This window comes from Izhakiella capsodis, assembly GCF_900115045.1.
In the GTDB taxonomy this organism is placed as follows: domain Bacteria; phylum Pseudomonadota; class Gammaproteobacteria; order Enterobacterales; family Enterobacteriaceae; genus Izhakiella; species Izhakiella capsodis.
Genome location: NZ_FOVC01000017.1, coordinates 16,369 through 26,128 on the forward strand (window position 1 = coordinate 16,369; position 9,760 = coordinate 26,128).

Annotated in this window: 11 protein-coding genes; 5 read left to right on the top strand and 6 right to left on the bottom strand. The window is 47.7% G+C overall.

Annotated elements, in window-relative coordinates; genetic code table 11:
• Window positions 1–46: 46 nt before the first annotated feature.
• The 5 genes from mscL to def all read right to left on the bottom strand — a co-directional run bounded on the left by mscL (window position 47) and on the right by def (window position 4,792).
• Window positions 47–457, bottom strand: a complete 411-nt coding sequence (mscL, locus tag BM191_RS15880) for a large-conductance mechanosensitive channel protein MscL (RefSeq protein WP_092880044.1) — start codon at window positions 455–457, stop codon at window positions 47–49.
• Between the two features lie 109 nt (window positions 458–566).
• On the bottom strand, window positions 567–1,943 hold the full coding sequence (trkA, locus tag BM191_RS15885) for a Trk system potassium transporter TrkA (RefSeq protein ID WP_092880047.1): 1,377 nt from the start codon (window positions 1,941–1,943) through the stop codon (window positions 567–569).
• A gap of 18 nt (window positions 1,944–1,961) precedes the next feature.
• Window positions 1,962–3,263, bottom strand: a complete 1,302-nt coding sequence (gene rsmB / locus BM191_RS15890) for a 16S rRNA (cytosine(967)-C(5))-methyltransferase RsmB (RefSeq protein ID WP_092880050.1) — start codon at window positions 3,261–3,263, stop codon at window positions 1,962–1,964.
• 44 nt (window positions 3,264–3,307) lie between these two features.
• Window positions 3,308–4,255 carry a methionyl-tRNA formyltransferase gene (gene fmt / locus BM191_RS15895; RefSeq protein WP_092880053.1) on the bottom strand — a complete coding sequence of 316 codons (948 nt, stop codon included), beginning with the start codon at window positions 4,253–4,255 and terminating at the stop codon, window positions 3,308–3,310.
• Window positions 4,256–4,282: 27 nt separating this feature from the next.
• Window positions 4,283–4,792 carry a peptide deformylase gene (gene def, locus BM191_RS15900; RefSeq protein WP_092880056.1) on the bottom strand — a complete coding sequence of 170 codons (510 nt, stop codon included), beginning with the start codon at window positions 4,790–4,792 and terminating at the stop codon, window positions 4,283–4,285.
• Window positions 4,793–4,911: 119 nt separating this feature from the next.
• Here def and dprA point away from each other — a divergent pair, with 119 nt between their 5' ends.
• Genes dprA through aroE form a run of 5 tightly spaced genes read left to right on the top strand, consistent with a single transcriptional unit; the run spans window position 4,912 to window position 8,463 of the window.
• Window positions 4,912–6,042, top strand: coding sequence for a DNA-protecting protein DprA (gene dprA, locus BM191_RS15905; protein ID WP_092880059.1), 1,131 nt, complete (start codon window positions 4,912–4,914; stop codon window positions 6,040–6,042).
• Window positions 6,014–6,487 (top strand): DUF494 family protein Smg, encoded by a 474-nt coding sequence (gene smg / locus BM191_RS15910; RefSeq protein ID WP_092880062.1) that lies wholly within the window; start codon window positions 6,014–6,016, stop codon window positions 6,485–6,487. The genes dprA and smg overlap by 29 nt, the downstream gene beginning before the upstream one ends.
• Window positions 6,488–6,512: 25 nt before the next feature.
• Window positions 6,513–7,070: a DNA topoisomerase family protein gene (locus tag BM191_RS15915; RefSeq protein ID WP_092880065.1), complete on the top strand. Its 558-nt coding sequence runs from the start codon at window positions 6,513–6,515 to the stop codon at window positions 7,068–7,070.
• Window positions 7,054–7,632, top strand: a complete 579-nt coding sequence (tsaC, locus tag BM191_RS15920; protein WP_092880068.1) for an L-threonylcarbamoyladenylate synthase type 1 TsaC — start codon at window positions 7,054–7,056, stop codon at window positions 7,630–7,632. Before BM191_RS15915 ends, tsaC begins: the two co-directional genes overlap by 17 nt.
• A 6-nt stretch (window positions 7,633–7,638) precedes the next feature.
• Window positions 7,639–8,463 carry a shikimate dehydrogenase gene (gene aroE, locus BM191_RS15925; protein WP_092880071.1) on the top strand — a complete coding sequence of 275 codons (825 nt, stop codon included), beginning with the start codon at window positions 7,639–7,641 and terminating at the stop codon, window positions 8,461–8,463.
• A 227-nt stretch (window positions 8,464–8,690) separates the two neighbouring features.
• Here the strand turns inward: aroE and BM191_RS15930 are convergent, their stop codons facing one another.
• Complete coding sequence (locus BM191_RS15930) at window positions 8,691–9,239, bottom strand: gamma carbonic anhydrase family protein (RefSeq protein ID WP_092880077.1); 549 nt, start codon at window positions 9,237–9,239, stop codon at window positions 8,691–8,693.
• Window positions 9,240–9,760 lie beyond the last annotated feature (521 nt).

Here is a 9,760-nt window from a genome sequence, read left to right on the forward strand (position 1 = left end):
ATTTTATTAATTCATCAATTGTTAAAGCCGATTCTCACTGCTCTAATCAGACTTTGTTGTTCTGTTGCTTTAGCAGATCACGAATATCGGTAAGCAGTACTTCTTCAGCACTGGGTTGGGCTACAGCTTTTTCAACTTCTTTTTTCTGATAAAGTTTGTTCATCAATTTGATAGCGATAAAAATCGCGAAAGCAATGATGACAAAGTCGAAAATTGTCTGCAGGAAAACACCATATTCCATTACAACGGCAGGGACATTGCCTTGAGCCGGCCGTAATACCCAACTGAACTGCTTAAAGTCCACCCCACCGATTAATAATCCCAGTGGGGGCATAATGATGTTTGCTACCAGTGACGAGACAATTTTTCCGAATGCGGCGCCGATGATGACACCTACGGCGAGGTCAACCACGTTGCCACGCATAGCAAAATCTCGAAACTCTTTAAAAATACTCATTGTTATCTCCTGTCCTATGCCAGTCTTAAAGTCTAACAAAGGGTCGTGCTTTTGCCACATTGATTGCTAATAAAGTAGCAATACCGGTGAGTTATGCATGTCATCACAGTTACAGGAAAAATGGACTTGGCTGGAACAAGCGTTCAACATCCGACACAAACTTCTTATCCGTCAGGAACATTATGACGTGGTCACCCTGTTCGATACGCAGGTTGTCGTTAGCGATCATGACATCATCTCCTCGAACGACTGCACCAATAATTGTTCCCGGCGGCAGTTTGATCTCATCGATTAACCTGCCTACCACGCGTGAGGTTGATTCATCTCCATGTGCAATAGCTTCAATTGCTTCAGCAACGCCTCTACGTAAAGAGGAGACGCCGACAATGTCTGCCTTGCGCACATGGCTTAATAGGGCTGATATGGTGGCTTGCTGAGGTGAGATTGCGATATCAATGACGCTGCCCTGGACTAAATCGACATAGGCACGGCGTTGAATTAACACCATCACTTTCTTCGCGCCCATGCGTTTCGCCAACATTGCAGACATAATGTTAGCTTCGTCATCATTGGTAATGGCAATAAACAGATCGACCTGATCAATGTGTTCTTCGATCAACAGTTCCTGATCTGATGCATCACCGTAAAATACAACAGTATCCTGCAACTGTTCGGCAAGATCGTTGGCACGCTGTTGATCGCGTTCGATAAGTTTAACGCTGTATTGCTTTTCCAGCCTTTTTGCCAGACCGAACCCGATATTACCGCCGCCGACAATCATAATGCGTTTATATGGTTTTTCCAGACGCTGATATTCACTCATTACCGCACGAATATGCTGGCTGGCGGCGATAAAAAATATTTCATCACCCGCTTCAACAATCGTGGATCCTTGAGGGCGGATAGGACGATCGTGACGAAAAATAGCGACAACTCGTGTATCAATATGAGGCATATGATCGCGCATTACCGAGAGCGCGTTGCCCACAAGAGGACCACCATAGTAGGCTTTCACTACAGCAAGGCTAACTTTACCTTCTGCAAAATTCACTACCTGCAGAGCGCCGGGATATTCAATTAAACGATAAATATTATCGATGACTAATTGTTCTGGCGATATCAGATGATCGATCGGAATGGCTTCGGGTATGAATAATTTATTTGCATCGTGGATATAATCTGGTGCGCGAATACGAGCAATTCGATTGGGGGTGTTAAAAAGCGTATAAGCGATCTGACAGGCAACCATATTAGTCTCGTCAGAATTAGTTACCGCAACCAGCATATCTGCGTCACCCGCGCCGGCTTCACGCAGCGTACGCGGATGTGAACCGGGACCAACTACCACGCGTAAATCGAATTTATCCTGTAATTGCCGCAGCCGCAGAGGATTCGTGTCCACGACAGTAATATCATTATTTTCACCAACGAGGTTCTCTGCCAGGGTTCCGCCAACCTGGCCTGCACCTAAAATGATTATTTTCATAGCACATCAACCTGCCGGTTATTCTGGATTAGCAATTTTTATCAATTTGGCATAGAAAAAACCATCACCGCCATCGGGCGTGGGAAATATTTGCAACCCTGGCTGCATGGGGGTTCCTGTATCAGTTAATTGAGCATCATGATGTCGGGATAGAAAAGCCGTAATTTGCTGATGATTCTCTTCCGGCAATACGGAGCAGGTTGCATAAACTAGCGTGCCACCTTTTTTCAAATGTGGCCAAATAGCATCGAGGATTGTTAATTGTAAAGCGGCCAGATCGCCAATATCACGATCGCGGCGCAACCATTTTATGTCCGGATGCCTTCGAATAACGCCGGTTGCGGAGCAGGGGGCGTCTATCAGAATGCGGTCGAACTGTTTTTCGCCACACCATGCAGAGGGTTTACGCCCATCCCCCTGGATAACCTGAGCTTGCATGCCGAGACGCGCCAGATTTTCAGTTATTCTCACCAGCCTTTGAGCATCTGCGTCTACCGACAGTACATTGGCTGTTGGTGCAACCTCAAGAATATGAGTCGTTTTTCCTCCGGGCGCGGCGCAAAGATCGAGGATTACCTCGCCCTCATGCGGTTGAAGCAGGCGGACACAGCCTTGCGCTGAAACGTCCTGCACGGTAACCCAGCCTAGGCTAAAACCAGGTAGTTGGCTGACGGCGCAAGGCGTGGCCAGGCGCAAAGCATCGGGTTCATCAGGATGGGGGAAGGCATCATTACCTCTTTCTCTCAGCAGTGCCAGCCAGGCATTGCGTGAGTGAAACTGACGGTTTATGCGCACCCACATCGGCGGACGTTGATTATTAGCAACCACTATTTCGTGCCAGTTATCGGGCCAGGCGAGTTGCAGGCGGCTCAGTAGCCAGCCAGGATGAAGATAATTTACTGTGGCATCATCGACCAGTGACATCAATTCTGACTGACGACGTTGAAATTGTCGAAGAACACCATTGATTAACCCTTTCATCTGGTTACGATTCAATGCTGCGGCACCTTCAACCGTCTCAGCCAGGGCTGCGTGGGGAGGAACCCGCATTGCGATCAGCTGATACAGTCCAACCATGATTAAGAAATGCAGAGGACGAAGTTTTCCTTTTAGAGTTCGCTCCATCAATTGACCAGTAAGTGCTTCAAGACGGGGTAGCATGCGCAAAACGCCAAAACATAATTCCTGCAACAATGCACCGTCTTTATCATTCAGAGGCTTTTGCATAACGGGCAGTATGGTGCTGAGTGATTCACCCTTCTCTACCACGCGCTCAAGCGCCACGGCAGCAAGGCTTCGCACATTGTTTTGTTTTTTCATAACGACTTATAAGTTATAAACCCGGCATTTACCGGGTTTGTTTATCAGGCTAGTTTGTTACCGGGTAAAAACCATTCCCGACGTGAATTAAGCAGATCCCGAGCCGGCATCGCCTTCTTGCCTTGCGGTTGCAATATCTCAAGATTGAGAATGCCATCGGAGGTGGCGATCCGAATTCCATTTTTGTCTGCCTGCAGGATATCGCCTGGCTGGCTGTTGGCAACGCTGGGCAACACCGATGCTTGCAATACTTTAATCGATATGTCATCAACCATAAGATAACTTACCGGCCACGGATTAAATGCCCGAATGCAACGTTCAAGTTGAATTGCCGGTAAAGACCAGTTAAGGCGGGCCTCTTCTTTGGTCAGCTTTTCCGCATAATTTGCCAGACTGTCATTTTGCTTTTCCGGCATAAAACTACCTGTGGCGAGCTGCCCAATGCTTTTCATTAAGCCTTGTGGTCCGAGGGTGGCCAATTTGTTATAGAGGGTCGCACTGGTATCGTTGTCTTCGATCGGGCAACTGAGTTTGTAGAGCATATCTCCAGTGTCCAGACCGGCATCCATTAGCATAATGGTAATGCCGGTTGTTGCGTCACCAGCCCAAAGCGCGCGTTGGATCGGTGCTGCGCCGCGCCAACGCGGCAGCAGTGAACCATGAACATTTATGCAGCCTAGCCTGGGCATATCAAGTACCGCCTGGGGCAGGATCAAACCGTAGGCTACGACGATCATGAGATCTGCCCGCAGTCCAGATACCAATAGCTGACTTTCTTTCTGAAGAAGTGATTTTGGCTGAAATACAGGAATATTTTCAGCTTCCGCCAGCTTTTTTACCGGACTGGCCATTAACTGTTTGCCCCGGCCTGCTGGTCTGTCGGGCTGAGTAAATACGCCTACGACATTGTGAGCTGAACCCAGCAATGCAGCGAGATGACGGGCGGCGAAATCAGGTGTACCGGCAAAGATAATATTTAATGGTTCAGACACGTTGGTTTTTTACTCGACTGTCGATGATTAAGCCCGTGTGCTCTGGCGCTGAAGCTTCTCCAGCTTTTGACGTACGCGTTGACGTTTAAGCGGAGAAAGATAGTCAATAAAAAGCTTGCCCAGCAGATGATCCATTTCATGCTGAATACAAATAGCCAGTAGGCCATCCGCTTCTATTTCGAACGTATTGCCGTCGCGATCGAGCGCCCGTACTTTTACGTTTTCTGCGCGAGGTACAAGGGCTCGATAGCCGGGAATAGAAAGGCAGCCTTCTTCTATGCCAGTTTCACCGCCTTTCTCCAGTAACTCTGGATTGATCAAAACCAGACGGCTATCCCGATTTTCCGAAACGTCTATAACGATGATCCGTTGATGAATATCGACCTGTGTAGCGGCGAGGCCAATGCCTTCTTCGCTATACATAGTCTCGAACATATCATCAACGATACGTTGAATGTTGGTATCAACTGTTTTAACCGGCTCCGCAATGGTACGTAGCCGATCGTCCGGATAGTGTAAAACCTGCAAAATGGACATAATTTTCCAGAGCTGTGTTCTAAGGGGAAGAATATATTTTGTTTATTGTAGACATTTCAGCGTCTGATTGACAGCATTCAGACCAGCATGGAAGCGCCTCAATTACCTGGGACAGGGCAATGACTGAAACCAAAACCATTATCTGGCTGCGACTGCAAAATGTCACCGGTTTAACGCCTCAACGGCGGCTTAGTATTGTTCAACGGCTGGGTGATAACTCCAGCTTACAGAAAGCCGACATGGATGATGTGGGTCTCAGTGACGACCAGCAGCGACTTTTCTGGCTTTCAGAAGAGCGGGAGATAGCTACGACGCTGGATTGGCTGGCGCAATCGAATAGTCATTTAATCACATGGGGCGCACCGAAGTACCCCCCTTTACTGGCGCAAATTGCTACGCCGCCATCGATGTTATTTGTACAAGGGTCTATTGATGTGCTCCATTCTCCGCAGCTTGCTGTGGTTGGCAGCAGGCAATCATCGGTATACGGCAAGCAGTGGGGCACACTATTTTCTCAGGCGTTAGCACTGAGTGGGTTAACATTGACCAGCGGGCTGGCATTGGGAATTGATGGCATCGTTCATACCGGCGCGTTGGATGTGGGAGGCAAAACCATTGCGGTATTAGGCAGCGGATTACTGCGTTGCCATCCGAAATCCCATCGTCCTCTTGCCGAAGCAATCATTGATCAAGGGGGCGCACTGGTTTCGGAATGTACCTTAGATGCGCCTCCAGTCGGCTGGCATTTCCCTCGACGTAATCGGATCATCAGTGGCCTGAGCCTTGGTGTCCTGGTCGTGGAGGCCGCCTCTCGCAGCGGCTCTCTAATTACCGCACGGCATGCCCTTGAGCAAAATCGAGACGTTTTTGCCTTGCCAGGTGCATTGGGAAATCCGACAAGCGCGGGTGCGCATGAATTGATCCAGCAAGGTGCGCTACTGGTGACACATCCTAATAATATTCTTGAACAGCTCAATGGTAATTTACACTGGCTGCCAGGTATTCCAGAAAAGTCACTATTTTCATCATATGATACCACGGTGCCATTGCCATTTGCTGACGTGTTGGCTAACGTAGGAGATGAGGTTACACCTGTTGACGTTGTCGCTGAACGCGCCGGCCAACCTGTGCCAGTCATCGTAGCTAAGCTGCTTGAGTTGGAGTTAGCAGGATGGATCGCAGCTGTACCCGGCGGCTATGTCCGATTGAGGAGGGCAAGCCATGTTCGACGTACTCATGTACTTATTTGAAACATATATCCACAACGAAGTCGAAATGCGAGTGGATCAGGATAAGCTGACTGATGACTTGACCGATGCGGGTTTTCATCGTGAAGATATCTATAATGCGTTGAGCTGGTTAGAGAAGTTGGCAGATTACCAGGACGGTCTTGCCACACCAATTCAACTGGCATCCGATCCGCTGTCAATGCGGATTTACACTGAAGCTGAGAGTCAGCGCCTTGGTGCCGAATGCCGTGGTTTTATTCTATTCCTGGAGCAGATCCAGGTGTTGAATATGGATACGAGGGAAATGGTCATTGAACGCGTGATGGCGCTGGATACCCTTGAGTTTGATCTGGAAGATCTCAAGTGGGTTGTGTTGATGGTGCTGTTTAACAGCCCAGGATGTGAAAACGCTTATCAGCAGATGGAAGAGCTTCTTTTCGACGTTGATGAAGGAATGATGCACTGAGACTATGCTATTTGTGCAATGAATTATGAGTAAAACAATGCTGTTCAGTGCACCAAAAAATGAGCTCTGCCCTCAGTGTGGGGCAGAGACGATCATACGTTCAGGAAAACATGGCGCTTTCTTGGGATGTTCTGACTACCCTCAGTGTAACTATATTCGGCCACTGAAACAGCAGGCGGATGGCCATATTATTAAAGTGCTTGAAGCACAACGTTGCCCACTATGCCTGGGCGAACTTGTATTGCGGCAAGGACATTATGGTATGTTCATTGGTTGTCACAATTATCCGCAGTGTGAGCATACCGAGACAATTGATCCTCCTGACGAAACTTCAATTGGTTGTCCTCAGTGCAAACAGGGTAAATTAGTGCAGCGTCGTTCACGCTACGGCAAAGCCTTTCATGCCTGCGACCGCTTTCCTGAGTGTCAGTATGCCGTCAACTATACCCCGATAGAAGGTCAGTGCGCGCATTGCCAGTTTCCATTATTCATCGAGAAGAAAAATAAGCGCGGAGTGAAGCGATTTTGCGCCAGTAAGGCCTGTGGAAAGCCCGTCGATACAGGAAATGCCTGTGAACCTTGAAGTAAAAAACGATAATTTTAAGCTATGCCTCGATGCGCTGCGTGAAAACAAAGTTATTGCCTATCCAACGGAAGCCGTTTTTGGATTAGGTTGTAATCCTGAAAGTGAAACCGCTGTGATGAAACTTCTGGCGTTAAAGCATCGGCTGCCGGAAAAGGGATTAATTCTGATTGCTGATTCTTTCTCCCAGCTGGAGCCATACGTGGCACTGAGGGAGTTGTCTGTCCTGCAAAAAGAACGCATGTTTGCGAGTTGGCCTGGGCCTGTTACATGGATATTACCTGCCTGCCCACAGACGCCTCGCTGGTTAACGGGACGTTTTGACTCCCTGGCGGTGCGTGTGACCAACCATCCACTGGTTAAAAAACTTTGCAGTGAACTTGGAAAGCCATTGGTTTCAACTAGCGCTAACCTCAGTGGTCGGGAGCCTTGCCGCAATGAAAACGAGGTTTATAATCAGTTTGGTAGCAAATTTCCGGTGCTGATTGGTCAGACTGGTGGGCGAATCAACCCTTCCGAAATTCGTGATGCACTGACGGGTAATCAGATAAGACCGGGATAAGTGAACATGTCAAAACAAACCTATGCGGTTTTTGGTAATCCAATTAAACACAGTCGCTCCCCCCGTATTCATCAGCTGTTTTCTCTGCAGACGGGAATTGTGCACCCTTATAGTCGAATTCTGGCTGCACAGGATGGCTTCGCAACGGCCATTGAAGCCTTTTTTAATGCGGGTGGTCAGGGAGCCAATGTGACGACGCCCTTTAAACTGGAAGCTTGCCGACTGGCTAATCAGCTGACTGAACGAGCTTCTTTAGCTGGGGCGGTAAATACCTTAAAGCGCAGGCATGATAGGACATTACTTGGTGATAATACAGATGGGATTGGACTGCTGACTGACCTCAAACGCCTGGCCATGATCCAGCCAGGATTCAAAGTTCTTTTGATTGGAGCAGGAGGCGCTGCACGTGGAGTCATCTTGCCTTTGCTACAGTATGATGTAGATATTGTTATCACTAACCGGACGCTGGCGCGAGCCGAAGAGCTGGTTCAGCTGTTTAATCAATATGGCAATATTCAGTATCGTGCTTTAAGCAAACTATCTGGGCTGCATTTTGATCTAATCATTAATGCAACATCCAGCGGCTTAGAGGGGGGTATCCCGGCAATTCCAGCTTCAATTATTAGAGATGAAACCCACTGCTACGACATGTTTTATAGCCAGAGTGCTACGCCTTACCTTATCTGGTGTCAGCAGAGGGGTGCTCAACATGTCGCTGATGGGTTAGGAATGCTGGTGGGGCAGGCCGCTCATTCCTTTTATCTCTGGCATGGAATAATGCCAGAGATAACGCCAATAATAACCAGACTGAAATGCGAGCTATCTGAGTGAACCAGTCGATACAGTTTCCGGAGCGGGCATGGTGTGTCGCTTATCGGCAAGTCATTTGCCTAATCGCATTGGTGGATAGTTTTCAGATAGTTTGCGCGATCTTAACAGCGTCTTGTCTGCGCTATACAGCAATGATATTTCATCTCTTGCAACTTTTTAGAAGCATCGCTGGGAGTTAGAAGATGAAGCCAGCGATGCAATTATGAAGGTTCTGAGGGCGATCAAGACTAGGTGTGGCTTTTCTGGGATAGATATTCATCTTTCCATTTTACGTAATTATCAGCCGAGTAGTGTAATCCCTTTATTTCTTGGTCTGTTAATGCTCTGGCCTGATGCACTGGGCTACCGAGATAAAGAAAACCACTTACTAGTCGTTTACCCGGCGGAACCAGACTTCCAGCACCTATCATTACATCTTCTTCAATAACTGCGCCATCCAGAACAATTGATCCCATTCCAATTAATACCCGATCTTTAATGGTACAGCCGTGTAACATTACCTTATGGCCGACAGTAACGTTCTCGCCGATCACTAAGGGATTGCCCTGCGGATTATTGTCTGATTTATGGGTAACATGCAAAACGCAGCCGTCCTGGATGTTCGTACGGGCGCCGATAGTTATGCAATTAACATCCCCACGGATTGCTACCAAAGGCCAGATGCCAACATCGTCCGCTATGGTTACGTCGCCGATGATTACGCTACTCGCGTCGACCATTACCCGTTGGCCTGTCGTTGGAAGCTTTCCATTCAATGTGCGCAATGCTAATGACATCATATCTTTCTCCATTATCCTGAAGATCAAAGACTGACGTAAAATGTATGTTTGGATCAACAGATATAAGCACAGAGTACTGTTTTGTGTTTTAGGTCGATGGCTAAATCCGGCCTACCGGGCAAAACGACAAGTAATAAAAATTTTAAAAAGGGCTTGTGTAATTCACTTGGCCGCCTATAATGCGCCACCACTGACACGGTAAAGCGGTAACGCGGTCGGGTCAGCAAGGTAATGAAGTGATTCATTTTCTTGTGAGAGGGAAGGAAAAAAACCTTGACTCTTCAGCGGTGAAGCGTAATATACGCCACCTCGCGACAGCAGGCTCAGCGCCGCGTCGCACTGCTCTTTAACAATTTATCAGACAATCTGTGTGGGCACTCGCAGGATTGATATCGCAAAACTATTTGATGTATCAAGTCTTGAAGAGTGAACACGTAAATTCATTACGTAATCATCCGTTTTAACGGATGAAGAGTTTAATTCTTTGAGCATCAGACGCTTTTAAATTGAAGAGTTTG